Annotated in this window: 31 protein-coding genes; 5 read left to right on the forward strand and 26 right to left on the reverse strand. The window is 51.7% G+C overall.

The features are described from left to right. Window positions 1–145 precede the first annotated feature (145 nt). Genes rplI through rpsF form a run of 4 tightly spaced genes read right to left on the reverse strand, consistent with a single transcriptional unit; the run spans window position 146 to window position 1,585 of the window. Window positions 146–595: a 50S ribosomal protein L9 gene (rplI, locus tag ACJHWT_RS07430; protein WP_001196062.1), complete on the reverse strand. Its 450-nt coding sequence runs from the start codon at window positions 593–595 to the stop codon at window positions 146–148. A 41-nt stretch (window positions 596–636) separates the two neighbouring features. After that, window positions 637–864 carry a 30S ribosomal protein S18 gene (gene rpsR, locus ACJHWT_RS07435; protein ID WP_000135199.1) on the reverse strand — a complete coding sequence of 76 codons (228 nt, stop codon included), beginning with the start codon at window positions 862–864 and terminating at the stop codon, window positions 637–639. Window positions 865–868: 4 nt separating this feature from the next. Further along, complete coding sequence (gene priB, locus ACJHWT_RS07440; RefSeq protein ID WP_001296681.1) at window positions 869–1,183, reverse strand: primosomal replication protein N; 315 nt, start codon at window positions 1,181–1,183, stop codon at window positions 869–871. Window positions 1,184–1,189: 6 nt separating this feature from the next. After that, window positions 1,190–1,585, reverse strand: coding sequence for a 30S ribosomal protein S6 (gene rpsF, locus ACJHWT_RS07445; RefSeq protein ID WP_001216676.1), 396 nt, complete (start codon window positions 1,583–1,585; stop codon window positions 1,190–1,192). 327 nt (window positions 1,586–1,912) lie between these two features. Here rpsF and yjfY point away from each other — a divergent pair, with 327 nt between their 5' ends. Continuing rightward, entirely contained in the window at window positions 1,913–2,188 is a 276-nt protein-coding gene (gene yjfY / locus ACJHWT_RS07450; RefSeq protein WP_065203309.1) for a DUF1471 family protein YjfY, read from the forward strand. A gap of 128 nt (window positions 2,189–2,316) precedes the next feature. Here the strand turns inward: yjfY and ulaF are convergent, their stop codons facing one another. Genes ulaF through ulaA form a run of 6 tightly spaced genes read right to left on the reverse strand, consistent with a single transcriptional unit; the run spans window position 2,317 to window position 6,723 of the window. Continuing rightward, window positions 2,317–3,003, reverse strand: coding sequence for an L-ribulose-5-phosphate 4-epimerase UlaF (gene ulaF / locus ACJHWT_RS07455; RefSeq protein ID WP_001170804.1), 687 nt, complete (start codon window positions 3,001–3,003; stop codon window positions 2,317–2,319). Continuing rightward, the gene (gene ulaE / locus ACJHWT_RS07460) at window positions 3,003–3,857 is read right to left on the reverse strand and encodes an L-ribulose-5-phosphate 3-epimerase UlaE (protein WP_000949490.1); all 855 of its coding nucleotides are present in this window, start codon (window positions 3,855–3,857) and stop codon (window positions 3,003–3,005) included. The genes ulaF and ulaE overlap by 1 nt, the downstream gene beginning before the upstream one ends. 9 nt (window positions 3,858–3,866) lie before the next feature. Beyond that, window positions 3,867–4,517, reverse strand: a complete 651-nt coding sequence (gene ulaD, locus ACJHWT_RS07465; protein ID WP_000056749.1) for a 3-keto-L-gulonate-6-phosphate decarboxylase UlaD — start codon at window positions 4,515–4,517, stop codon at window positions 3,867–3,869. 13 nt (window positions 4,518–4,530) lie between these two features. After that, entirely contained in the window at window positions 4,531–4,995 is a 465-nt protein-coding gene (gene ulaC / locus ACJHWT_RS07470; protein ID WP_000776505.1) for a PTS ascorbate transporter subunit IIA, read from the reverse strand. A 9-nt stretch (window positions 4,996–5,004) separates the two neighbouring features. Continuing rightward, a complete protein-coding gene (gene ulaB / locus ACJHWT_RS07475) occupies window positions 5,005–5,310 on the reverse strand; it encodes a PTS ascorbate transporter subunit IIB (protein ID WP_000218362.1) in 306 nt (101 codons plus the stop codon). A 15-nt stretch (window positions 5,311–5,325) separates the two neighbouring features. Beyond that, a complete protein-coding gene (ulaA, locus tag ACJHWT_RS07480) occupies window positions 5,326–6,723 on the reverse strand; it encodes a PTS ascorbate transporter subunit IIC (protein WP_000404886.1) in 1,398 nt (465 codons plus the stop codon). 354 nt (window positions 6,724–7,077) lie between these two features. On the opposite strand from ulaA, the gene ulaG reads away from it, so the two are divergent. Both ulaG and ulaR read left to right on the forward strand, forming a co-directional pair. Further along, complete coding sequence (ulaG, locus tag ACJHWT_RS07485) at window positions 7,078–8,142, forward strand: L-ascorbate 6-phosphate lactonase (RefSeq protein WP_001317584.1); 1,065 nt, start codon at window positions 7,078–7,080, stop codon at window positions 8,140–8,142. Window positions 8,143–8,249: 107 nt separating this feature from the next. Then, entirely contained in the window at window positions 8,250–9,005 is a 756-nt protein-coding gene (gene ulaR, locus ACJHWT_RS07490) for an HTH-type transcriptional regulator UlaR (RefSeq protein WP_000133631.1), read from the forward strand. Here the strand turns inward: ulaR and yjfP are convergent. After that, window positions 9,002–9,751 (reverse strand): esterase, encoded by a 750-nt coding sequence (yjfP, locus tag ACJHWT_RS07495; protein WP_000569686.1) that lies wholly within the window; start codon window positions 9,749–9,751, stop codon window positions 9,002–9,004. The two genes, ulaR and yjfP, sit on opposite strands and share 4 nt — an antisense overlap. A gap of 181 nt (window positions 9,752–9,932) precedes the next feature. Between yjfP and bsmA the strand changes: the two genes are divergently transcribed. After that, window positions 9,933–10,262, forward strand: a complete 330-nt coding sequence (gene bsmA / locus ACJHWT_RS07500; protein WP_000254636.1) for a biofilm peroxide resistance protein BsmA — start codon at window positions 9,933–9,935, stop codon at window positions 10,260–10,262. 148 nt (window positions 10,263–10,410) lie between these two features. Beyond that, window positions 10,411–10,686 carry a DUF1471 family protease activator YjfN gene (yjfN, locus tag ACJHWT_RS07505; protein ID WP_001696457.1) on the forward strand — a complete coding sequence of 92 codons (276 nt, stop codon included), beginning with the start codon at window positions 10,411–10,413 and terminating at the stop codon, window positions 10,684–10,686. A gap of 107 nt (window positions 10,687–10,793) precedes the next feature. Here yjfN and ACJHWT_RS07510 read toward each other — a convergent pair whose 3' ends face one another. From ACJHWT_RS07510 to hflX, 15 genes are all read right to left on the reverse strand, one after another. Next, window positions 10,794–12,419: an isovaleryl-CoA dehydrogenase gene (locus ACJHWT_RS07510; RefSeq protein ID WP_001317582.1), complete on the reverse strand. Its 1,626-nt coding sequence runs from the start codon at window positions 12,417–12,419 to the stop codon at window positions 10,794–10,796. An 83-nt stretch (window positions 12,420–12,502) separates the two neighbouring features. Beyond that, window positions 12,503–13,666 (reverse strand): glutathionylspermidine synthase family protein, encoded by a 1,164-nt coding sequence (locus ACJHWT_RS07515; protein ID WP_000943967.1) that lies wholly within the window; start codon window positions 13,664–13,666, stop codon window positions 12,503–12,505. Window positions 13,667–13,668: 2 nt separating this feature from the next. Continuing rightward, the gene (locus ACJHWT_RS07520) at window positions 13,669–14,307 is read right to left on the reverse strand and encodes a DUF1190 domain-containing protein (protein ID WP_000101636.1); all 639 of its coding nucleotides are present in this window, start codon (window positions 14,305–14,307) and stop codon (window positions 13,669–13,671) included. 9 nt (window positions 14,308–14,316) lie between these two features. After that, complete coding sequence (locus ACJHWT_RS07525) at window positions 14,317–14,715, reverse strand: DUF350 domain-containing protein (protein WP_000547742.1); 399 nt, start codon at window positions 14,713–14,715, stop codon at window positions 14,317–14,319. 17 nt (window positions 14,716–14,732) lie between these two features. Next, entirely contained in the window at window positions 14,733–15,392 is a 660-nt protein-coding gene (locus tag ACJHWT_RS07530) for a YjfK family protein (RefSeq protein ID WP_000012565.1), read from the reverse strand. Between the two features lie 49 nt (window positions 15,393–15,441). Further along, window positions 15,442–16,140, reverse strand: coding sequence for a PspA/IM30 family protein (locus tag ACJHWT_RS07535; protein ID WP_000511955.1), 699 nt, complete (start codon window positions 16,138–16,140; stop codon window positions 15,442–15,444). 18 nt (window positions 16,141–16,158) lie between these two features. Next, complete coding sequence (locus ACJHWT_RS07540) at window positions 16,159–16,560, reverse strand: YjfI family protein (protein WP_000220125.1); 402 nt, start codon at window positions 16,558–16,560, stop codon at window positions 16,159–16,161. A 126-nt stretch (window positions 16,561–16,686) separates the two neighbouring features. Further along, a complete protein-coding gene (gene rlmB, locus ACJHWT_RS07545) occupies window positions 16,687–17,418 on the reverse strand; it encodes a 23S rRNA (guanosine(2251)-2'-O)-methyltransferase RlmB (RefSeq protein WP_001293282.1) in 732 nt (243 codons plus the stop codon). Between the two features lie 90 nt (window positions 17,419–17,508). Then, window positions 17,509–19,950: a ribonuclease R gene (gene rnr, locus ACJHWT_RS07550; protein ID WP_000076289.1), complete on the reverse strand. Its 2,442-nt coding sequence runs from the start codon at window positions 19,948–19,950 to the stop codon at window positions 17,509–17,511. 38 nt (window positions 19,951–19,988) lie between these two features. Continuing rightward, the gene (gene nsrR / locus ACJHWT_RS07555; protein WP_001177639.1) at window positions 19,989–20,414 is read right to left on the reverse strand and encodes a nitric oxide-sensing transcriptional repressor NsrR; all 426 of its coding nucleotides are present in this window, start codon (window positions 20,412–20,414) and stop codon (window positions 19,989–19,991) included. A 204-nt stretch (window positions 20,415–20,618) separates the two neighbouring features. Next, on the reverse strand, window positions 20,619–21,917 hold the full coding sequence (gene purA / locus ACJHWT_RS07560; protein ID WP_000527955.1) for an adenylosuccinate synthase: 1,299 nt from the start codon (window positions 21,915–21,917) through the stop codon (window positions 20,619–20,621). A gap of 103 nt (window positions 21,918–22,020) precedes the next feature. Further along, window positions 22,021–22,218: a DUF2065 domain-containing protein gene (locus ACJHWT_RS07565; protein ID WP_001089295.1), complete on the reverse strand. Its 198-nt coding sequence runs from the start codon at window positions 22,216–22,218 to the stop codon at window positions 22,021–22,023. Window positions 22,219–22,299: 81 nt separating this feature from the next. Next, entirely contained in the window at window positions 22,300–23,304 is a 1,005-nt protein-coding gene (gene hflC, locus ACJHWT_RS07570; RefSeq protein WP_001232414.1) for a protease modulator HflC, read from the reverse strand. 2 nt (window positions 23,305–23,306) lie between these two features. Next, entirely contained in the window at window positions 23,307–24,566 is a 1,260-nt protein-coding gene (gene hflK, locus ACJHWT_RS07575; RefSeq protein ID WP_000312479.1) for an FtsH protease activity modulator HflK, read from the reverse strand. An 85-nt stretch (window positions 24,567–24,651) separates the two neighbouring features. Then, a complete protein-coding gene (hflX, locus tag ACJHWT_RS07580) occupies window positions 24,652–25,932 on the reverse strand; it encodes a ribosome rescue GTPase HflX (protein ID WP_000460360.1) in 1,281 nt (426 codons plus the stop codon). Window positions 25,933–25,941: the final 9 nt, after the last annotated feature.

A 25,941-nucleotide genomic window follows, 5' to 3' on the forward strand; every position in this document is an offset into this window, starting at 1 on the left:
GGGGGCCAGGTATGGGTACTGCGAACTTTTTATAAAAGGAATAGCAAGAGATTTATGGAGGGAACGTCTGTTTCTGCGGTTTTTATCACTTAAAAGCAAAACGCCGACCACTGGTCGGCGTTTTTACGTCTCGTTGAATAACGAATTATTCAGCTACTACGTTTACGATCACTTTCGCGAATACTTCGCTGTGAACCTGGAAGCTCACTTCGTGTTCGCCAGTGGTACGCAGAACGCCGTTCGGCAGACGAACTTCGCTCTTAGCCACTTCAACGCCAGCTGCAGTTACAGCGTCAGCGATGTCGCGAGTACCGATGGAACCGAACAGTTTACCTTCGTCGCCAGCTTTAGACGCGATGGTAACAGTTTCCAGTGCATTGATTTTCTCAGCGCGAGCATTAGCTGCTGCCAGAACTTCAGCCAGTTTAGCTTCCAGTTCAGCGCGACGTGCTTCGAAGAATTCAATGTTTTTCTTGGTAGCTGGAACAGCTTTACCCTGCGGTACCAGGAAGTTACGAGCATAGCCCGCTTTAACGTTTACCTGATCACCCAGGCTACCCAGGTTTGCTACTTTATCAAGCAGAATAACTTGCATTACCTTATCCTCTCAAAGTCGTATTAATGGACCGTGACCGATTACTGATGGCGATCAGTGTACGGCAGCAGGGACAGGTAGCGAGCGCGTTTGATAGCGCGAGCCAGCTGACGCTGGTATTTTGCACGGGTACCGGTGATACGGCTTGGGACAATCTTACCGCTTTCGGTGATGTAGTTTTTCAGCGTAGCGATATCTTTATAGTCGATCTCTTGAACGCCTTCCGCGGTGAAACGGCAGAACTTGCGACGACGGAAATAACGTGCCATATGGCTAGTCTCCAGAATCTATCAATTCAATCTGCTCGGCATGCAAAACCATTTTGCTCAGTCCGTTCTTTGCCTTATGGCATGAAATGAACCCCTGAACGGTTATGCGACTGCCGACCGTTATACTGTGAGTAATGGCCTGGTTTTCGTGTCCGCTAACAATAACGGGCATTTGGCACCATGCCTGCCGGTGAAAGCCGGCTTCCTCCTGCACAGAACGATGCTCAAGCACGAACTGGCAGTGAGGAATTCCTGATGGACTGACCTTTCGAAGGGGAGTCCTGCACACGGTGCCGGACAACACCAGACGGTTGGTCATCAGAAATTACTCTTCAGAATCCCCAGCTTCAGCATCATCAGCGGTTTCGTTTGCGAAATCATCGCGACGCTCACGGCGCTCGTCTTTCGCTTTAACCATCGGAGATGCTTCGGTAACAGCGTGCTTGGTACGCATAACCATGCTGCGGATAACGGCATCGTTGAAGCGGAAGGTAGTTTCCAGCTCATCGATCACTTCCTGCGGAGCTTCAACGTTCATCAGAACGTAGTGTGCTTTGTGCAGTTTGTTGATCGGGTAAGCCAGCTGACGGCGGCCCCAGTCTTCCAGACGGTGGATCTTGCCTTCTGCACCAGTGATGGCAGCAGTGTAGCGCTCGATCATGCCCGGAACCTGTTCGCTCTGGTCAGGATGGACCATAAAAACGATTTCGTAATGACGCATCGAATTGCTCCTTACGGATTATTCAGCCTCCTGTCTGGGTCAGCCGAATCCCGGGGAGGCAAGGAACGTGTTAAAGGTCGGCTGAAAAATGACGCGTTATAGTACTGACATACCCCGCTAAACTCAAGGCCAGCCGACAAATAAATCTCATCCTTCACCAAATCGTACTAACACGCTGATTTGAAGTTCATCACACTTCATCATGGTGTTTTTTTGAACAACTGCATCAGAAATGGTCACCATCCACTTCTTTATCATTGATTAAAATTAAATCAGAAGATCACCACAAGAGGAGAGCACACAAAGTCAGCCGTCGAGGAGGTATCTATGTTCAGCCGTGTTTTAGCCATTCTGGCTGTGCTTTTGCTAAGTGCAAATACATGGGCAGCCATTGAAATTAATAACCACCAGGCCAGAAATATGGACGATGTGCAAAGCTTAGGCGTGATTTATATCAATCATAATTTCGCCACTGAAAGCGAAGCGCGTCAGGCATTAAATGAAGAGACAGATGCGCAGGGCGCAACGTACTACCACGTGATTCTGATGCGGGAACCGGGGAGTAACGGCAATATGCACGCCAGCGCGGATATTTATCGCTAGCACCAGGTATAACCAACGAAACATTGCCATAGTTTGCTTTGCCCCCTTTTCAGGGGGCTTTTTTTGAAAAACGGCTGCGGACTTAGACCAGTTATCTCCCGAAGAAGGAAATCTCCGCAGCGCGTGTTTTACTTCTGCCCGTAATAGGCGTTGGGACCGTGCTTACGCATGAAGTGTTTATTCATGAGATAGCTGTCGATGTGATTCAGTTGCGGGTTAATGCCGCGGGCAATCCACGCCATTTTCGCCACTTCTTCCATCACCACCGCGTTATGCACCGCATCGTGAGCATCTTTCCCCCAGGCGAATGGCCCGTGCTGATACACCACAATTCCCGGCGTATGCAGCGGCTCGGCGTCACCCAGCGTTTCGATAATCACTTTGCCAGTGTTTAGCTCGTATTCCCCCTGCACTTCTTCTTCGCTTAACCCGCGCGTACAGGGGATATCGCCAAAGAAGTAGTCAGCGTGCGTGGTGCCTAATGCCGGGATAGCCAGCCCCGCCTGCGCCCATGCGGTGGCATGCGTGGAATGGGTATGGACAATGCCGCCAAGCGACGGATAACGGCGGTAGAGTTCAAGATGCGTCGCGGTGTCGGAAGACGGACGATACTCCCCTTCCACCACCTTGCCGCTCATATCAACCACCACCATATCGTCTGCTTTCATGGTTTCGTAGGCAACGCCGCTGGGCTTGATCACCACCAGCCCGCGTTCGCGGTCAATGGCGCTGACGTTGCCCCAGGTAAAGGTCACCAGCCCGTAGCGCGGCAGATCCATATTGGCTTCAAATACCTGCTGTTTTAGCTTTTGCATTATGCCGCCTCCACCATGCCGGCTTTGGCCATGCGCGCTTTCACCCAATCACGCGCTTTCGCCACTTCTGCCGCCGGGTCTTCCGCCGTTTCGCTCCACATCTCAATCAGGTACGGCCCGCAATAACCACTCTGTTTGAGCGTTTCGAAGCAACGTTCGAAATCCACTACACCTTCGCCAAACGGGACGTTTTTGAAGACGCCTGGTTTGGTGTCTTTCACATGCACCGCGACGATATGCCCGATCCCGGCCTGCAACTCCATCTGCACGTCGTTGTCCCACGCCGACAAGTTGCCGATATCCGGGTAGAGCTGGAACCACGGGTTGTTAAGATAGTGCGCGTAACCCAGCGCCTTGCTGATGGAGTTCATCAACGGGTAATCCATGATCTCCATCGCCAGCGTCACCTGCGCGCGGCTTGCCATCTCAACGCTCTCTTTCAGGCCGTCACGGAAACGACGACGCGTTTCGTTATTGGCTTCCTGATAGTAAACGTCGTAGCCCGCCAGTTGGATCACGCGAATACCGACATCCTGGGCGAACTGGATAGCTTTGCGCATAATCTCCAGCCCCTGCGCCCGCACTGCGTCATCTTCGCTGCCCAGCGGGAAACGACGATGAGCAGAAAGGCACATGGACGGCACGCGCACGCCGGTTTCAACAATCGCGTTCACCAGCGCCAGACGCTGCTCGCGGCTCCAGTCGAGGCGCGACAGGCGATCGTCCGTTTCATCTACCGAAATCTCGACAAAATCGAAGCCTAACGTTTTTGCCAGTTGCAGCCGTTCCAGCCAGCACTCCCCGGCGGGGAGCGCTTTTTCATAGATGCCAAGCGGGATTTGTTTGGACAACATATCCGCTCCTTAGCCCCACAGTTCAGCGATGGAACGTTTGAACTGACGTGCGGCCTCCACCGGAGAAGCGGCATCACGAATGCTGCGACCAGCGATAAACACATGAATCGGAATGCCTTTAAACAACGGCAGATCTTCCAGCGCCAGACCACCGGTGACGGTGACTTTGAAGCCCATATCGGAAAGACGTTTGATCGCGGTAATGTCCGCTTCGCCCCACGCCACACCTGCGGCCTGTGCGTCACGGCTGCGGTGATAAACCACCTGCCCAATGCCTGCGTCGCGCCACTGTTGCGCCTGTTCCCAGGTCCAGTAACCGGTCAGTTCGATCTGCACGTCGCCGTTAAACTCTTTTGCCACGTCCAGCGCACCTTTAGCTGTGTTGATATCCGCACAGCAAATCACGGTCACCCAGTCAGCGTTAGCTTCGAAGCACATACGAGAAAGGATTTTGCCCGCATCGGCAATTTTGGCGTCTGCCAGTACGATTTTGTGCGGGTAAAGCGCTTTCAGATCGCGAACCGCACGCACGCCTTCGCCCACGCACAGAATGGTACCCACTTCGATAATGTCGACTTCTTCGGCAATCAGGCGAGTGGTTTCATAGGCGCTATCCATAGTCTGGTTGTCCAGCGCGACCTGCAACATCGGTAATGACATTTTCAATTCCTTCTTAAGCTGCCGCGTTGGTGCGGTCAATGAGATCCAGTACTTCCTGCTCGGTACGGCAGGCACGTAAACGGTCGAAATTCTCTTCATCTTCAAACAGATTGACGATCTGCATGATGCCCACTTCCTGGTGAGTGTTGGCATCGACCGCCGCCATGGTGATGAGGATATCCACCGGATCGTTATCTTCGTGGTTGAACTCCAGCGGCTTTTTCAGCGTCACCAGCGCAAAACCGGTTTTCTTAACGCCCTCTTCCGGGCGACCGTGCGGCATTGCCAGGCCGGGTGCGAGCACAAAGTACGGACCGTGCTGTTCAACCGCATCCAGAATCGCCTGGTAGTAACGCGGCTCGACAACATCCGCCGCCACCAGCAGGTCAACGCCGATTTTTACTGCGTCCTGCCATGTCTCAGCTTCAGCCTGCAGGCGGATGGATTTATTCTCCGCCAGCGAATCACGTAATTTCATGGCGCGTCCTTACTTCACGTCCTGCGGAAAATGCTCTTTGATCACTTCCAGCAATTTCGGGCCAAAGTCGGCAGGAGAGAGCATATTGCGCACGCCAACCACATATTTGTTGCCGGTCACAGTGATTTCGCCCGCAATATGGGTAGAAGCGATGATGATATCCGCGCCGCTCAACTCGCTTTTGTATTCGCCAACCGCGCAGCTGTTTACCGTGTGGTCAATGTTCGACTGGGTTAAAAACTGGTCCACTTTCATTTTCATGATCATGGAACTGCCTTGTCCGTTGCCACACACAGCCAGAATACGTACGGTCATAATCAAAACTCCTTATTAAGCAGACTGTTCTGCCAGTTGTTTTTCTGCATCTTCTTCTGCGCGCAGTGCGCGGCCAGCGAAGAACATATAAGCCAGTGCAATTACAATGATGACAGCCATAAAGGCGATACCGATGGAGAAGAAGCCCTGCATCATCGGCGGTGCCAGAATCGACCAGTCCGCCATGCCCATCCAGGCGCTCATACCGGTGAGTTTCACCGCCCAGACGCAACCAAAGATTTCGATCATCCCCATCACCAGGCAAATCTTCAGCGCCGCGCGCCAGCCGCCGAAGTGGTTAGCGAACACGCCGATAGTGGCGTTGGAGAAGAACATCGGGATAAAGCCTGGAATAATCAGGATTGAAGAGCCACAGGCGACCAGGATGCCAACCGCAATCAGTTGCCCGATGGTGCCCCACATAAAACCCCAGACCACGGCGTTCGGCGCGAAGCTATAAATAGCCGCACAGTCAATCGCCAGAACCGCACCCGGGATCAGGCGCTGGGAGATACCGTTGAATGCTTCAGAGAGTTCCGCCACAAACATGCGCACGCCCTGAGTGATGATGAAAATCGCTACCGCGAAGGAGAAACCGGTTTGCAGGATGTAGACCGTCCAGTTCACTTTACCCGCCATCGCTTGTACGGTGTCGATACCAAAGGAGAGCAGAATGGCACCAAAGAAGATAGTCATGACAATCGCCGTGGAGACGATGTTGTCGTGGAAAATATTCAGCCAGCCAGGCAGTTTGAGGTCTTCAACGCTTTCCTCTTTTTTGCCGAGGAACGGTGCGACTTTATAAGCAATCCATGATGCGAACTGCTGCTGGTGACCAATGGAGAAACCACAGCCGTCGGTGACTTCCTGTGTCGGCTTGTACATCATGTTGGAGGTAATGCCCCAGTAGAGCGAAACCAGAATCGCGGTGCAGATAATGGTCGTCCACATGGAGTAGCCGAAGATAAACAGCGTAACGGCAATCAGCCCCGCCTGCTGGAACATGATGTGACCAGTCAGCATGATGGTACGAATACCGGTAATGCGACGCAGCAGCACGTAACAGATGTTCAGCGCCAGCGCTAACAACACCGCGTAACCCACCCAGCTATAGGCATCGCCCATGCGTTCAATGGTTGCCATCATCGACGCGTAAGTATCGGAAATTGCGCCGTTAATGCCGTAGACTTCGGACATTTTCGCCACCACCGGTTTGAAGGTGCTGGTCAGGATGCCGGACCCTGCCTGCAACAACATGAAACCAATTATGGTTTTAATCGTACCTTTAATAATAACGCTGACACTTTTGCGCAGTAGGATGTAACCCAGACAGGTCACAATACCCAGCAACAACGGGGCATTGGTCATGACCTGGTTAAAAAACACGGTAAAGATGTTGTAGAGGATCTCCATAACGATCTCCTGAAGAAGAGGTAACCGGGTATTTCGTACACCCGGAATGTTGTGCTCTCACTCTAATTTTCAAAAGTAATCACAACAAGATTATTTATGATTAAATGTGACGTCGCACGCAAATAATTCCATATAAACAGAATGGGATTCACATAATGAAATATTTATTCATTTAAATTCATTTAGTTAATTGCATTACACATTCAATTTAATCTTTCCACACTCAAAATCCACAATAACTCTCCTGCTAAAAAGTCAAAAAATGGTCATTGCCTTCCTGAAAAAATAGTGTCAGGATTAATCAAAACCAATCACATATTGATTCGAATTGAACTATCACGAAGGTAAATGGCGATGAGTAAAGTGAAAAGTATCACCCGTGAGTCCTGGATCCTGAGCACTTTCCCGGAGTGGGGTAGCTGGCTGAATGAAGAAATTGAGCAAGAGCAGGTCGCCCCTGGCACTTTCGCAATGTGGTGGCTCGGCTGTACCGGGATCTGGTTGAAATCGGAAGGTGGCACCAACGTTTGCGTTGATTTCTGGTGCGGTACTGGCAAACAAAGTCACGGTAACCCGTTCATGAAACAGGGTCACCAGATGCAGCGCATGGCTGGCGTGAAAAAACTGCAGCCAAACCTGCGCACCACCCCGTTTGTTCTTGATCCGTTTGCGATTCGCCAGATCGACGCGGTACTGGCAACTCACGATCACAACGATCATATCGACGTCAACGTCGCTGCTGCCGTGATGCAGAACTGTGCTGATGACGTACCGTTTATCGGACCGAAAACCTGCGTGGATTTATGGATTGGCTGGGGAGTACCGAAAGAGCGTTGCATCGTGGTCAAACCAGGCGATGTGGTAAAAGTGAAAGACATTGAAATTCATGCCCTTGACGCGTTCGATCGTACTGCACTGATCACCCTACCAGCGGATCAAAAAGCGGCTGGCGTGCTGCCAGACGGCATGGACGATCGCGCAGTAAACTATCTGTTCAAAACACCGGGCGGTTCTCTGTATCACAGCGGCGATTCCCACTACTCTAACTACTATGCAAAACATGGCAACGAGCATCAGATCGACGTGGCTTTAGGTTCATACGGCGAAAACCCACGCGGTATTACCGACAAAATGACCAGTGCTGATATCTTGCGTATGGGCGAAGCGCTGAATGCTAAAGTAGTGATCCCGTTCCACCACGATATCTGGTCAAACTTCCAGGCCGATCCGCAAGAGATCCGCGTGCTGTGGGAGATGAAAAAAGATCGCCTGAAGTATGGCTTCAAGCCGTTTATCTGGCAGGTCGGCGGCAAATTTACCTGGCCGCTGGATAAAGACAACTTCGAGTACCACTATCCGCGTGGTTTCGATGATTGCTTCACTATTGAACCAGATCTGCCGTTCAAGTCGTTCCTGTAATCTGTCGCTTGTACCGGATAGCGTGGAGATGCTCGCGCTATCCGGCATAGTATTTCCTGGCTATTTCAAATATCATCTAAAAAAATCAAATTTTATCGGAATAGCTCATGACTGAAGCACAAAGACATCAAATCCTCCTGGAAATGCTCGCACAATTGGGCTTTGTGACCGTTGAGAAAGTCGTTGAGCGTCTGGGAATTTCGCCTGCCACTGCACGACGCGATATCAATAAACTTGACGAAAGCGGCAAACTGAAAAAAGTGCGCAATGGCGCAGAAGCTATTACCCAACAGCGCCCGCGCTGGACGCCGATGAATCTGCATCAAGCGCAGAATCACGATGAAAAAGTACGTATTGCTAAAGCGGCCTCGCAGCTGGTTAATCCGGGCGAAAGCGTAGTCATCAACTGCGGCTCCACCGCGTTTCTGCTTGGGCGGGAAATGTGTGGCAAGCCAGTGCAAATCATCACTAATTATCTACCGCTGGCAAATTACCTGATCGATCAGGAGCATGACAGCGTGATCATTATGGGCGGACAGTACAACAAAAGTCAGTCCATCACTTTAAGCCCGCAAGGCAGCGAAAACAGTCTCTATGCCGGGCACTGGATGTTTACCAGCGGCAAAGGGCTGACAGCAGAAGGGTTGTATAAAACCGATATGCTGACGGCAATGGCAGAGCAGAAGATGCTAAGCGTGGTAGGGAAACTGGTGGTACTGGTTGATAGCAGTAAGATCGGCGAACGCGCGGGAATGCTTTTTAGCCGTGCCGATCAAATCGATATGCTGATCACCGGCAAAAATGCTAACCCGGAAATCCTGCAACAACTGGAAGCGCAAGGGGTCAGCATTCTGCGTGTTTAAAGATGCTGGCGGAAAAATGTCACGGCAGCATCTAACGCCTCAGGCGTAATGCGGTGACGCACGCCTGGCTGCCATGAACAGGTTAGCAGTTTATCCCGTCCCGTCTCGCTTAAGGCCTGCTGCAAACGTAGTGATTCGTCGGCAGGCACGACGTCATCGTCAAGGCCATGCCACAGCAGTAGAGGTCTGTCACCAAGTTGTTCCAGGTGGTTTGTCGCTTCCCACTCTGCCAGCGGCGCGACAATGTTATTGAATTCATTCTGCTGTGCTGCCGTTTCAGATATCAGCGGTGGAAACAGTGAACGGGCGAGCGATGTAAAATAGCCCGATCCCATCATGCTGGCGGTACATTTCACCGTGGGGTGGCGAGCGGTAATTCCCAGTGCCGTCATCGCGCCCATCGACGCGCCACCGACTGCCAGACGGTCATCAAGCAGCCAGTTTTCTTCGGCTATTGCCGCACGTAAAGTAGTGAATTCCTGCATACTTTGTAGCAAGATTTGCCAGAATTGATTTAACCGCCGCGCTGCGTCGCCACTAAAACGACTACCGTGATCGGGCGCATCCGGCATGATCACCCGCAAACCAGCCTGCGCCAGCGCAACGGCAAAATAGCTATACACCAGACTGGACGAAGTAAAGCCGTGATAAAAAATCGCGCACGGTAACGGGGTATCTTTTTGCCCGACAGGATAAGCATGAAGAACGGGAATATCTGCCAGCTCGCGTGATTCTATTTCAATCATCTGTCTCTCCTTTTTGTCTGGTATGACATGAAGAAATCCTTAGCACAAGTTTCTGCTGGCGGTATTAGTTCATAATGTTGAGAAGTGGGTTACGCTTTCATCACGTTTTCATTCGAAAATCGCGTACCAGGTAACAATTCGGGAACATTCCCCCAAAGTTAAATTAATAAGGCACTACACTATGGTTAGCAGGAAACGTAATAGCGTTATTTACCGGTTTGCCAGTTTATTATTGGTGTTGATGTTAAGTGCCTGTAGCGCACTGCAAGGTACGCCACAGCCAGCACCGCCAGTAACCGACCATCCGCAAGAGATTCGCCGCGACCAGACGCAAGGGTTACAGCGAATAGGTAGCGTAAGCACGATGGTTCGGGGTTCTCCGGATGACGCATTAGCAGAAATCAGAGCGAAAGCTGTCGCTGCAAAAGCTGATTATTACGTTGTCGTCATGGTGGACGAAACCATCGTCACAGGACAGTGGTATTCACAAGCCATTTTGTACCGTAAATAAATCAGACAACTTACATAGTCAGCTTTACATTGCTTTGCGTCCCTATGCGTTTACCTGTGCACAATAAATTACCGGCTGGAAGCCTGGGCGTTTATTACCGCGATGGAATGCCCTGCAACATGTGGGGAAACGAAAAATGGAGCTGACGATGAAACAATTCCTTGCCTCACCCTCGCTGCAATTAGTGACTTATCCTGCGAGCGCCACGGCACAGTCTGCAGAATTCGCCAGTGCTGACTGCGTGACAGGCCTGAATGAAATAGGTCAGATCTCAGTTAGCAATATTTCAGGGGATCCGCAGGACGTGGAACGTATCGTGGCGTTAAAGGCTGATGAACAAGGTGCGTCATGGTACCGCATTATTACCATGTACGAAGACCAGCAGCCTGATAACTGGCGCGTACAGGCGATCCTGTATGCGTGAGTGTCATCTACAGCAAATGAACAATGCCGGATGCGGCGCGAGCGCCTTGTCCGGCTAACAATTTTCACATATTTCATTGAGTTAATCGAAACCAGCGTCGTATACACTTACAAACACACTCCTCCCGTCGCCCGCAGCAATAAATCATTCTGGATCTGCTCTGACAACCGTACGCCGCCGCGCGTATCTAACATCACCTGACACCACGCCTGCGCCATTGGCGGAGAGGCATATTTCAACATTTGCGCACCGCAGCCCAGCAGGAATAGCTGATGAGTAATCTCTCGCCCCAGTTCTTCAGCAGGCTTACGCAGCTGCTGCTGTAAACGACGAACCGCGCGATCAAAATAGCGATCCTGCCCTTTCACTTCCACAAATGCTTCCGACAATAAGTCGTATACACCCGCTTGCTTATTGAGCACGCGCAGTACATCCAGGCACATAATATTACCGGAACCTTCCCAAATACTGTTTACCGGCATCTCCCGGTAAAGCCGCGGCAGCTCGCTCTCCTCGCAATAACCAATGCCACCCAGCACCTCCATCGCTTCGGCCACAAACGGCATACCTCGTTTGCAGATCACAAATTTCGCCGCAGGCGTAAATAAACGCGCCCACAGGGCTTCTTTGGCATCGGCACGCCGGTCCCAGGCTCGCGCAAGACGAAACAGCAACGCCGTTTGCCCTTCAAGCTGAAGTGCCATGCGACTTAAGACATGACGCATAAGGGGCTGTTGGATCAATGGATTACCAAAAACATGGCGTTGATGTGCATGATAAATCGCTAGCGAAAATGCACGGCGCATCATGGCATGGCTACCCAGGGCGCAATCAAAACGCGTCATCCCACCCATTTTCAGGATCAGACGAACTCCTTCCCCTTCCTGCCCCAACAACCAGCCAATGGCATCCTGAAACTCCACTTCGCAGCTGGCGTTAGAGCGATTACCCAGCTTATCTTTCAGCCGCTCGAGGCGAATCGCGTTGCGTTGCCCGTCAGGCAAAAAGCGCGGCACAAAAAAGCAGGACAAACCGCCCGTAGTCTGCGCCAGCACCAGATGCGCATCGCTTTGCGGCACCGAGAAAAACCATTTATGCCCCACCAGCCGATAAGAGCCATCTTCCAGGCGCTCTGCGCGGGTGGTGTTGCTCATGACATCGGAACCGCCCTGCTTTTCCGTCATTCCCATGCCAATCAACAAACCGCGTTTTTGCCCACCTGGCAATAAGTGAGAATCGTAGCGATCGCTCAACAGCGGCGTGGTCCAGTCCTGAAACGGCGCGGGTAACATCTGTAACAGCAATGGCGTGGCGGCAAAGGTCATCGTTATCGGACATAACGACCCTGCCTCAACCTGTGCGTGCAACATAAAACGTGCCGCGCGCGCCACAAATGCGCCGGAGCGAGCGTCTTCTTCCCAGGCAAGATTGTGCACCCGATTGGTACATAGCGCCTGCATCAGCAGGTGCCAGGCGGGGTGAAAACGCACATCGTCCAGACGCCGCCCCTGGGCATCGTAGCGCAATAATTCAGGCGGATTCACATTCGCCAGCCGCCCCAGTTCAAGGGATTCAGCCGTCCCTAACTGCTGACCAATACTGGCTAGAAAATCGCTATCCCAGCCAGCACCTTCACGCGTTACCGCTTCGCAGAGCGCGCCATCAGACAGGTATAAGTTGCTGTTATTTAATGGTATAGGTTGATTAAAAACGGTGTGAGTTTGCCAGTGCACTGTGTCTCCCTCCATCAATGGCAGTCACCATTAGTATGGTCACTGCCATGGATTCATGACAGAAAGAGATTGCTAAAACATTCTTATCCAGCAATGTAATGCGGAACGAAACGTGAGGTGTCTTTGGTGATCAGCGTGTTATCTTCACGGATCCCCATTCCGCACGCTTCATCATCGACAATCCAGCTACCGATGAGTGTGTAGCTATCGCCAAATCGCGGCAGAGGTTGAAACGCCTGGTAGATCATCGGTTCATCGGCGTAATCACCATCAGCGTGGTCAACAACGTTATTCTGACCGTCGAAAATGGTGACGTTTCCGCCTTCGCGCGAGTAAATCGGTTTACGCACATAGCTTTCGCCAGCGGCAATCTGCGGTTTTTCACCATCGAACCAGGATGCAAGAAGGTTAGGATGACCAGGGAAGAAGCGCCAAAGCAGCGGCATTAGCCCTTTATTACTCAAGATACTTTTCCATAACGGCTCCACCCATTGCTCGCGACGCTTGCGCAGCAGCGGACCGTTATCGTCACGCATCATCCACTCCAGCGGATACAGCTTAAATGCACGCTGGATGACATTATCATCAAGATCGGTCAGCACACCGCCGACGCCCAAACCGAGATCTTCAATGTAGATAAACCGCGACTCCTGCCCTGCCTGCTCGGCGCAGTCCTGCAAGTACAGCACGGTACTCCTGTCTTCGTCGGTGTCCTGACAGCAGCAAAAATAAAACGGTTCCCGACTGTAAAGCTCGCTAAAGCGTGAAATCAGGCGCTCCTGAATGGCATTGTACTGATCGGCATCGCGCGGAATAACGCCGCTGCGCCGGGCATCTTCCAGCCACAACCACTGGAAATAAGCCGACTCGTACAATGAAGTTGGCGTATCGGCGTTGTACTCCAGCAACTTAACCGGTGCATTACCACACCAGGCAAAATCCATACGGCCATACAACGAAGGATCGCGTGCGCGCCAGCTTTCGGCGATCACATCCCAGTACAACGGCGGGATCGCCAGTTGCGTCAGGATCTCTTCGTCTTTAACCGCGCGATCCACCACCTCAAGGCACATCTGATGCAGTTCCGCAGTCGGTTTTTCGATCTGCTCTTCAATCTGGCGCAGAGTAAAACGGTAAGCTCGACTCTCGTCCCAATAGATTTCATTGTCGATGATATGAAAGTCGAAACCGTTGTCAGCGGCGATCTGGTCCAGATCCCGCCGTACAGGAACGTTGTGTCTCAGCATGATTAGCCTCCCCAATGCCCACGGGCGCTGGAAGAACGACCATAGCCGCCGCGGGAAACGGTTGACACTTTTTTGGTGGTAAAGCCGCCCGAAGAGTAAGACTCTTTTTTGCCAGAACCGGAGCGCCAGGAGTAATCACCAGAAGTGTTGCGCCAGACGGGGCGCGAAGCAAATGAGGATCCGCCGCTGTTATAGACGAACGGCTCATCGCGATCTTTACGAATAACCCGGCTTAACAAAAATCCAGAAACGACCGGGATCCAACTCTGTTCAACATTGTCGTAGTAGCAATTTTCGTACTTAGACTGACAATTCTGCTGAGTCATATTCTTCGGAACATCGGCATAAAACGCCGCTTTGGCGTTGTTCCAGCCACGCGCGCAAATGTCTGCATTATTACCGTCATCAATACAATCCTGCACAGTCGCGTAAAACGTTCCGTCGCCGTCGTTATCGACATCGCCACTATCGCCACAACCTTTCAATACGAAAAAAGCGGCACCGCCCATTAGCGCCAACGTTAAGTATTTTTGTGCGTAGCGATTGCGGCGCGGCTCAAAAGGATTATGCGGTCTACCAATGCGACTGATTGCCCCATGTCCGATATTTTTGTTATTTCTGGATTTGCGTTTTCTGGCCATGATCGTCCATTACCATGTCATACAAGCTGCGTTAAAAATACCGCCAGCCAGCGCGGCGGTTCCCATAAACATTCCTGCTGCGGTATTGTGATTAATAATTTTTTCGCTTAATGCGGGCATATAAAGCCTGACGCCAGCAAAAACGAGTAATTGAATCACCAGAGCAATCCCGCCCCATGCGAAATAGTCTGGAATACTCACCGCATTGATTGCCGCACTGGATAAGGGGATCACGTACCCCAACAATGTTCCGCTGAACGCCAGTGCCGCCGCGGTGTTATTATTTTTGATTAACTGCCATTCGTTGTGCGGTGTAATTTTGGAGTAGATAAACAGAAAAATAATCACCATAGCCACGCCAATAAAAAAATAAGCGCTAAAGGCAAGAAATGAATCCAGTATATGCATCGTAAACGTCCTTGTAATTAACCAATAATATGAAGTGATGTCAGCGGGATATCGACCCCCAGCGCGCGCGAAAATAACCACTCCGGCTCGCCGAGATCATTAAAAGATTCCTCACCATTTAACAGCAGATATTCGTAAGTATCTTCGGTCACTTGCCGTTGATAGCCCATGGTAAAATTATGGACCTCCCATTTGGCATGGTTTTGATTTTCTACTTTTTCCAGCATGTAGACGGGTTCGATATTTCCCGGTTCTTCGCTATTAAAAAATCGCTGCCAGCGTTTTTCCTGCCAGTTTAAGGTCATTGCCCCCATCGCTTTGGCATTGATCGCCTCGCGCCAGTGACTCTCTTTACTGATACCGTAGCTCTCTTCATAGACAAAGAGCTTGATATCATCAATGTCATCAATATCTTCGCCGCCAGTGGTATTGATTTGCAGAAACTCATCGCCTGAAGTGTAGTAGCGGAAAATCTGGCTACCGCCGCCCAGATCGATGCGGCTGACAGCGGCTACCGTAAATTCCTCACCCGGCAGCGCAATCAGCAATTCATCTTCCAGCAAACGAAACGCTAACGTGTCGAGCGTAAAGCCACTATTGAGATGAAGTCCCAGAGGACCGCGAGCGATAGCAGGCTTATTATCCTTGCCAAACAGACGCTGGAAAAAACCAGACATATTTTATCCTTAAAATAGTTGCCAGCCTTGCAGTGAGGCTGGCAAAAAATTACTCGCCCTGTTGGCGTTGCAGTCTTGCTAATACATCCTGGGCGCTACTTTTATTGCTACCGCCAATTCCGGCTTCCGCCAGCTTTTCATCAAGATCGCGACCGTCTGCGACTTTTTCCAACTGTGCGGCAGCATCCAGGCGAGCCTGACGTTCGGCCTGACGCGTTTGCAGGCGTTTTAAGGATTCTGCCGCTGTCGAAACGCTGGAAGATGCGCCAACGGTAGAGGTCGTTACAGCCTGTTGTGCACGCTGCATGGCTTCAGTAGCTTTAACGACTTCCATTTGCTGCTCAAACTGAGCGATACGCTGCGCTGTCGCTGTAACTGCTTTTTCCACGCCATCACGAGAGACTTCCAGATTCGACAACACTTGCTCTTCAGCGGTAATGAGATTCTCAAGGCGCGCGATTTCTTCAGCAACTTCGTTAATCAACGACGGATTAACGTTCTTGCTTAACGCTTCCAGCGCACGAGCTTCCAGACTGGCTTTGCGCTCACGTAAATCTTTCAGCTTATCGTGACTTAATTTCACCCGCGCCAGCAGATCAACGCGAGATTTTCCGGCTTTATCGAGTTCAGCTTTAGCGTCACGAATATGCTGTTCCAGCATGCGCACGCCCTGGGTTTCTTCAATGGATTCTTCCGCCTGGGAGATAAACGATTTCCCCAGCGTAAATAAACTTTTTAAAATCCCCATAAATACCCGTCCTTGTAATTAGTGTGAATATTCTTCTGTAATTTCAGCCAGATCCAATGCGTTATCTACCAGCGAGGTTATCTCAAGCAGGATATCTTCAAGAGAAGATTTAAGCGATAACGCACCGAAAACAATGTAATACTCTTCCTGTTGCACGCTGGAGATCCCTACCGATGACAATGGCATCATCTTCTGATTTCTTAATAAGAAGGTATTAAATTCATCTGTATTGCTGATACAACTTACCGGACAAATAAAGGTTTCGATAATCATTTGGCGGGAAGTAAATAGAATATTGATTTGCAAATCGCCATAATCATTCATTTTAATAATTAATGCGTTCTCGCTATTTGTTACATCAATATTTTGTTCAGGTACAGTTTGCAGCGCCGTCGCCAGCGCCAACGGATTCCATGTCATATATTATTCCATATAAATTAAGTTTAAATATTAATAAAATGAATATTTGCAGTACGTAATTATCTTACCAGCTATAGACAAAAAAAAACCATCCAAATCTGGATGGCTTTTCATAATTCAGAGGAACTAGCTGCGCTGACGAACCGCTTCAAATAAGCAAATTCCGGTTGCAACCGAAACGTTCAGGGAAGAAACACTTCCTGCCATTGGGATGCTGATCAACTCATCGCAATGTTCACGGGTCAGGCGACGCATACCTTCACCTTCCGCGCCCATCACCAGCGCCAGGCGTCCGGTCATTTTGCTCTGATAGAGTGTATGATCCGCCTCGCCTGCCGTACCGACGATCCAGATATTCTCTTCCTGCAACATACGCATGGTGCGCGCCAGATTAGTCACCCGAATCAGCGGAACGCTTTCTGCCGCACCACAGGCCACTTTTTTCGCCGTGGCGTTGAGCTGTGCGGAGCGATCTTTCGGCACAATCACCGCATGAACACCAGCGGCGTCCGCGCTACGCAGGCACGCGCCGAGGTTGTGCGGATCGGTTACGCCGTCGAGGATCAGCAGGAACGGTTGATCGAGCGAAGCGATCAGATCCGGCAGATCGTTTTCCTGATACTGCCGTCCTGGCTTCACACGAGCGATAATGCCCTGATGCACGGCACCGTCGCTTTTCTCGTCGAGATATTGGCGGTTTGCCAACTGGATAACCACGCCCTGAGACTCAAGGGCGTGAATCAGCGGTAACAGACGTTTATCTTCACGGCCTTTTAAAATAAAGACTTCCTGAAAACGTTCAGGGGCGCGCTCCAGCAGGGCCTGCACTGCGTGGATGCCGTAAATCATTTCGCTCATTAATGTACTCGTTATTTACGTTTTGCCGGGAGCGCCACGCTTGCCCGGCCTACGGATAATTCACCCTCTTCTGTTTGAAGAGGGTAATGATCACTCTGCCACTTTTTTCTTCGCCGCACGCTTCGCTTTGGTCGCTGCGGCTATTTTCTGCGTTTTCGCCGATGGCTTTTTCGCTTTTCTCGCGTCTTTCTTCGCTGCTTTCGGCTTCGGTTTTTTCTCGCCGCGGAAGGCGCTGTCTGGCTCAAAGTTGACCTTTTTGCCGACCTGACGCCGCTTGCCGCCTTTTTTGCCTGCATCGCCTTTTTTCGCTTTCTCGCGCGCCGTTTTACCGACGTTGCGCGGTGCGCGTTCGCTGGAGATCAGGCTAAAGTCGATTTTGCGCTCGTCCATATTAACCGCTTCGACGCGAACTTCCACGCGATCGCCCAGGCGATAAGTCTGGCCGCTGGATTCGCCCATCAGGCGTTGCCCCACCTGGTCAAAGCGATAGTAGTCATTGTCCAGCGAAGAGACATGGACCAGACCATCAATGAACAAGTCATCCAGGCGAACAAAGAAGCCAAAACCAGTGACGCTGGAAATTACGCCTTTAAAGACGTTACCTACCTGGTCGAGCATGAAGTCACACTTCAGCCAGTCAGCCACATCGCGCGTTGCTTCGTCGGCACGACGTTCCGCCATCGAACAGTGCTGACCCAGTTGCAGCATCTCTTCCATCGAATAATGGTAGCCGCCGGTTTCAGTGGTATTCCCCTGATGCCCCTGCTCTTTCGCCAACAGATACTTAATGGCGCGGTGCAGCGTCAGGTCAGGATAACGACGAATCGGCGAAGTAAAGTGCGCATAGGACTGCAATGCCAGACCGAAGTGACCACGGTTTTCCGGATCGTAAATCGCTTGTTTCATCGAGCGCAACAGCATGGTTTGCAGCATTTCTGCGTCAGGACGGTCAGCAACCGATTCCAGCAGTTCCGCGTAGTCACGCGGTTCCGGCTTGTTACCGCCAGGCAATTCCAGCCCCAGTTCCGCCAGCACTGAACGGAAAGAGGTTATTGCTTCAGTGCTCGGCTTGTCGTGAATACGGAACAGTGCCGGTTCTTTGGCCTTCTCAACGAAACGCGCCGCCGAGATATTCGCCAGAATCATGCACTCTTCAATTAACTTGTGTGCGTCGTTACGCTGGGTCTGTTCGATACGCTCAATACGGCGTTCAGCGTTGAAAATGAACTTCGCTTCTTCGCTCTCAAACGAGATCCCGCCGCGTTCTTCACGGGCTTTATCCAGCACTTTATAGAGGTTATGCAGCTCTTCGAGGTGCTTAACCAGCGGGGCGTACTGCTCGCGCAGATCCTGATCGCCCTGCAGAATATGCCAGACTTTGGTGTAGGTCAGACGCGCGTGAGAGCTCATCACCGCTTCATAGAATTTGTAGCCCGTCAGGCGACCTTTCGACGAAATGGTCATCTCACACACCATACACAGGCGGTCTACCTGCGGGTTGAGCGAGCACAGGCCGTTAGAGAGCACTTCCGGCAGCATCGGGATAACCTGCGAAGGGAAGTACACCGACGTACCACGGTTACGCGCTTCTCTGTCCAGCGGTGTTGGCGGACGCACATAGTAACTGACGTCGGCAATTGCGACCCATAAACGCCAGCCGCCGCCGCGTTTTTTCTCACAGTAAACTGCATCGTCAAAGTCACGGGCGTCTTCGCCATCAATGGTGACCAGCGGTAAATCGCGCAGATCGACACGGCCCGCTTTTGCTTCTTCCGGCACTTCTTCTTTCAGCCCGGCAACCTGTTGCTCAACAGCCTGCGGCCAGATGTACGGAATTTCATGGGTACGCAGAGCAATATCAACCGCCATGCCGGTGCCCATATTATCGCCCAGCACTTCGACGATTTTACCCACCGCTTTGGTACGGCGAGTCGGGCGTTGAGTCAGTTCAACCACCACCACAAAGCCCATCCGCGCGCCCATGATCTGATCGGGAGGGATTAAGATATCGAAGCTCAGACGGCTATCGTCAGGAACCACAAAGCCGACGCCCGCTTCGGTGAAGTAGCGACCAACAATCTGGCTGGTTTTTGGCACCAGTACGCGGACAATACGCGCTTCACGACGACCTTTACGGTCAGCGCCCAGCGGCTGAGCCAGCACCTGATCGCCATGAATGCAGGTTTTCATCTGCTCGCTGGAGAGATACAAATCATCTTTACGCCCTTCAACTCGCAGAAAGCCGTAGCCATCACGGTGGCCAATAACGGTACCTTTCACCAGGTCGAGGCGTTCCGGCAGCGCATAGCACTGACGGCGAGTGAAGACCAGTTGACCATCGCGCTCCATCGCGCGCAGGCGGCGACGCAGGCCTTCAAGCTGCTCTTCGCCTTCAATGTGCAGTTCTACCGCCAGCTCATCACGGCTGGCCGGTTTTTCACGTTTGGTTAAATGTTCGAGGATAAATTCCCGACTAGGGATGGGATTCGCGTATTTTTCAGCTTCGCGTTCCTGGAAAGGATCTTGTGACATCTCGGTTCCTCCGTTGTCATCTCTGATGAAGATTTTCGTCACTCCACCAGCAATAATTTATAAAGCGGTTGATTCTCTTCAACCAAATCGGCAAGCGTGTAGTTATCCAGTTCCGTAAGAAAACTTTGCACGGCCTTAGAAAGCGCCTGTTTCAACCGACAGGCAGGTGTAATGTGGCAAAACTCACTGCTGCAATTCACCAGCGATAAGGGCTCCAGCTCGCGCACCACATCACCAATACGTATTGCACTCGCCGGTTTACCCAAGCGAATGCCGCCATTTTTTCCACGAACAGCAGTCACGTAGCCGGCACGACTAAGTTGATTGATTATTTTGACCATATGATTACGGGAGACGCCATAGACGTCAGTCACTTCAGAAATACTGGTCATCCGCCCTTCTGGCAATGACGCCATGTAGATCAGCGCACGTAATCCGTAATCAGTGAAACTCGTTAACTGCACATCAACCTCAAAAGGGAAATCGGGGAAAAATACATTTATATTGATGATAAACCAGCCACAAGCTGTGTCGCTAATTTATTTCAGTTCGGGGAAGGAAAAAAGCGAGGATTTAACACTGTGTCGGATAGCGTAATGGCTTAACCGACACAGCAATGTATCACACTGTTAGCCCGGCAGGCAAAATATCTGCCAGGCGTACCAGAATTACGCGTCGAACGGGTCGCGCAGAATCATGGTTTCAGTACGATCCGGACCAGTAGAGATGATATCGATCGGCACACCGGTCAGCTCTTCAATGCGCTTGATGTAGTTCAGTGCCGCCTGCGGCAGGCCGCTACGATCTTTCACGCCGAAGGTGGATTCAGACCAGCCCGGCATGGTTTCGTAAATCGGCTCTACACCTTTCCAGTCGTCAGCTGCCAGCGGAGTGGTAGTCACTTCACGACCATCCGGCATACGGTAAGCCACGCAGAGTTTAACCTCTTTCAGGCCATCCAGAACGTCCAGTTTAGTCAGGCAGAAGCCAGACAGAGAGTTCAGCTGTACCGCACGACGAACGGCAACGGTGTCCAGCCAGCCGGTACGACGACGACGACCCGTAGTTGCGCCGAATTCGTTACCCTGCTTGCAGAGGAACTCGCCAGTTTCATCAAACAGTTCGGTCGGGAACGGACCTGCACCCACACGAGTGGAGTAAGCTTTGAGGATACCCAGAACGTAATCAACATAACGCGGGCCTAGGCCGGAACCGGTCGCCACGCCACCAGCAGTGGTGTTGGAAGAAGTTACGTACGGATATGTACCGTGGTCGATATCCAGCAGCGTACCCTGCGCACCTTCAAACATGACGAAATCGCCACGCTGACGCGCCTGGTCAAGCAGGTCAGAAACGTCAACAACCATAGAAGTCAGGATGTCGGCAACAGCCATCGTATCATCCAGAACTTTCTGGTAATCAACCGCTTCAGCTTTGTAGTAGTTAACCAACTGGAAGTTGTGATATTCCATCACTTCTTTCAGTTTTTCAGCGAAGGTTTCTTTGTCGAAAAGGTCGCCAACACGCAGACCGCGACGTGCCACTTTATCTTCATAAGCAGGCCCGATACCTCGACCGGTGGTGCCGATCGCTTTCGCGCCACGCGCTTTCTCACGCGCGTTATCCAGCGCAACGTGATAATCAAGGATTAGCGGACATGCTTCAGACAGCAGCAGACGCTCACGAACGGGGATGCCACGGTCTTCCAGTTCTTTCATCTCTTTCATCAGCGCGGCCGGAGACAGCACAACACCGTTACCGATGATGCTGGTTACATTCTCGCGGAGAATACCTGATGGAATAAGATGGAGAACGGTTTTTTCACCGTTGATTACGAGAGTATGGCCTGCGTTGTGACCGCCCTGGTAGCGTACAACATATTTAGCCCGTTCAGTCAGAAGATCGACGATCTTACCTTTACCTTCGTCACCCCATTGGGTGCCCAGTACGACGACGTTGTTACCCATTTTTCAAAATCACCGTTTGCTTAAAAATGGATTCTACCATCGCTTTTTCAGAGTTACAGCACTTTTTGCACTCAAAAATGACCTCGATCAGTCTGTTTTTTGTTCAGCCAATCGTTTTCCTCAACATGTAGTAGACCACAACGCCCGCAACCACAAGTCCACCGCCAAAACGACGTAAAATATTATCGGGCAAATTGGTCATCGCAGAGATCATCTTCTTCCATGCCTTCGGGTAAAGCATCGGCCCTAAACCTTCCAGTACCAAAACCAGGGCAAGCGCCAGCCAGATTGTCGAATTCATTCATTATCCTTATAGAAAAAGAAAACCACCGACATCCCTGAGGATGCGGTGGCTTTATTGACCTGTACCGCAGTCGTTATATTAACGCGTTGCGGAAGTCGGCGTCTTCATGTAGCGGAAGAAATCGCTATCCGGGCTCATGACCATCACGTCCTGATTGCCAGAGAAGCTGTTCTCATAAGCACGCAGGCTACGGATAAATGCGTAGAAGTCCGGATCTTTACTGAATGCATCAGCAAACAGTTTGGCTGCTTCTGCATCGCCTTCACCACGCATGATGCGGCCCTGACGCTCAGCTTCAGCCAGCGTTCTGGTCACTTCATAGTCGGCAGTCGCGCGCAGTTTTTCCGCTTCTTCCTGACCTTGTGAACGGTGACGACGCGCTACCGCTTCACGCTCGGCGCGCATACGGTTGTAGATCGCTTCAGACACTTCGGTCGGCAGGTTGATCTGCTTAATACGCACATCGACAACTTCAATACCCAGCGCCGCCATACTGTTCGGGTTGATGACCGGAACTTTGCCCATCGTCTCAGCCGTTACGCGCTCTGCCGCTTCGGCAATGGCGTTATCTGCTGCCGGGGTAGTAACTTCATCTTCTGTACCCGCAGAACCGGAGTTCAGCGCGTCACGTACTTCGAGGGTCAGACGACCACGGGAATCGGTGACGATGTCTTTCACGTCCAGGCGACCAATTTCAGAACGCAGACGGTCAGAGAACTTACGTTTCAACAGCACTTCCGCTTGCGAAATGTCGCCACCGCCCGTTGCCAGGTAGTAACGGCTGAAATCGCTGATGCGCCATTTGATGTAAGAGTCGACGATCAGGTCTTTCTTCTCTTTGGTCACAAAGCGGTCGGCCTGGTTGTCCATGGTCTGAATACGTGCGTCGAGCATTTTCACCGTTTCAATGAACGGTATCTTGAAATGCAGACCCGGCTCATAAACCAGAGGTTTGTTGTCATCGTCACGCAGTACCTTACCAAAACGCAGCGTAATACCGCGCTCACCTTCTTTGACGACAAAGACAGACATGTAAAGCACTACCAGCACGATGATGATAATCGCGATAACTGACTTACGCATCGTTATTCCCCCTGACGCTGGTAGTCGTTACGCTGCGCGTTGGCGCGGCGTTGGTCCATAATATCGCCCTGACTGGTGGACGACGTGTTGCTTGCTCCACTGGTTGTGGAGGAAGAGGCTGGCGGCAGACGCAGCAGATTGCTGGCACCGTTATCGCTCTTCGCCGCAGGGGCGTTACCACCTTTCAGCATCTGGTCTAACGGCAGAACCATCAAGTTGCCACCTTTATCGTTAACCAGCACTTTGCGGGTGTTGCCCAACACTTTTTCCATCGTCTCGATATACAGACGCTCGCGAGTAATTTCCGGCGCGGCTTTATATTCCGGCAGAAGTTTAGCAAAGCGCGCCACTTCACCCTGAGCTTCCAGGATGGTCTGGGCCTTGTACGCACGCGCCTCTTCGAGGATACGTTGCGCCTGACCGTTCGCACGCGGCTGAACTTCGTTGGTATACGCTTCTGCTTCACGAATGTATTGCTGTTCGTTTTCACGCGCGGCAATCGCATCGTCAAACGCCGCTTTTACTTCTTCCGGCGGACGAGCTGCCTGGAAGTTGACGTCCAGCAGCGTGATACCCATGTCATACGGACGAATCGTCTCTTCCAGTTCGCGCTGAGTATCGCTACGAATCACGGTACGACCTTCCGTCAGAATGCGGTCCATGGTGTATTTACCGATAACCCCACGCAGGGCGCTGTCGGTAGCCTGACGCAGGCTGTCATCCGGGCTGGTCACGCTATACAGATATTTTTCCGGATCGGTGACGCGGTACTGCACGTTCATCTCAACGCGCACTACGTTCTCGTCCGACGTCAGCATCACACCAGAAGCGGCCAGTTCACGCACGGCTTCCACGTTCACCGGTTTGACTTCGTCGATAAACGTCGGTTTCCAGTTCAGACCCGGCTCAACCAGATGGCTGAATTTACCAAAGCGTGTTACCACGCCACGTTCGGCTTCTTTAATGGTATAGAAACCACTGGCCGCCCAGATAATGACAATCGCTGCCGCTGCGATGGTAACGACACGACCGCCAAGCTGCGGGCGCGGGCCTTGCGATGAACTGCCACCGCCAGATCCGGTGCCTTTACCGCCGCCCAGACCACCGAGCTTTTTGCTCAGTTTGCGGAAGATATCATCTAAATCAGGTGGCCCTTGATCGCGACCGCCTTTGTTTCCATTTCCCTCAGAGTTGCCGCCAGGTTTGCTGCTTCCCCACGGGTCGCGGTCTTGTCCGTTATTACCGGGCTGATTCCACGCCATGTTTGTGCTCCATATTTGTTATGCGGTGATCCCTGTTGTCTTTCGACGCCAGAGGATATGACTCCACGCTTCAGACGCTACGCCGTTAGATCAGGTAATCGATCAACGCCGGTTCTTGTTTACAGAGGCGACGCCAGTCAACGATCGGCATACGAACTTGCAGACTTACGCTGCCGTCCTCCTCCATCCACTCTTTTTCTATTGCCTGAAGCTGATAAAAACGACTTCTCAGACGCCCTTCCTGCGGTGGCAGACGCAATGTATGCTGCGCCACCTCGCCGGAAAGCCGCTCCGTCAAAGCCTGAAAAAGCTGTGGTATCCCCGCTCCGGTCTGTGCGGAAAGCCAGACACGGATCGGTTTGTTCTCTTCGTCCCGATCAATACGCGGTTCGAAATCTTCCAGCATATCGATCTTGTTCATCACCAGCAGGGTTGGGATCTCGTGAGCGTCGATCTCTTCAAGAACCGTATTCACCGCTTCGATGTTTTCTTGTACACGCACATCCGCCGCATCAATGACGTGCAGCAGCAATGTGGCTTGCCGCGTCTCTTGTAACGTGGCTTTAAATGCCGCCACCAGATCGTGCGGCAGGTGGCGAATAAACCCTACGGTATCTGCCAACACGGTTTCACCGACATCTGCGACGTCAATACGCCGCAACGTCGGGTCGAGGGTGGCAAACAACTGGTCTGCCGCGTAGACCCGCGCTTCGGTGATGCGATTGAAAAGGGTAGATTTACCGGCGTTGGTATATCCCACCAGCGAAACAGTAGGAACGTCGGCTTTGATACGCGATTGCCGCCCCTGCTCACGCTGCTTTTCAACTCTTTCCAGGCGCGACTGTATCTGCACGATGCGATTACGCAACAAACGACGGTCGGTTTCGAGCTGGGTTTCACCCGGACCACGCAAACCAATCCCGCCTTTCTGTCTTTCAAGGTGGGTCCAGCCACGCACCAGGCGCGTAGCCAGATGGCGCAGCTGCGCCAGCTCAACCTGCAACTTACCCTCATGGGTACGCGCACGTTGGGCGAAAATATCTAAAATAAGGCCGGTGCGGTCGATGACACGACACTCGCACAAACGCTCCAGGTTACGCTCTTGCGCCGGGCTCAGGGCATGGTCAAAAAGAACGACCGAAGCACCCGTCGCTTTGACAGCTTCCGCAATTTCAACTGCTTTACCTTCACCTACAAAATACTTTGGGTGCGGCGCTTTACGGCTACCGGTAATCACCTGCAATGCTTCGACACCGGCGGAAGAGACCAGAGATTCAAACTCCTGGAGATCTTCCATATCTTTGTCTTGCGTAAAATAGATGTGTACCAGTACCGCCTGCTCACCAGCATCATAACGGTCAAACAAGCGTATAAC

Source organism: Escherichia sp. WS338 (genome assembly GCF_046486405.1).
In the GTDB taxonomy this organism is placed as follows: domain Bacteria; phylum Pseudomonadota; class Gammaproteobacteria; order Enterobacterales; family Enterobacteriaceae; genus Escherichia; species Escherichia coli.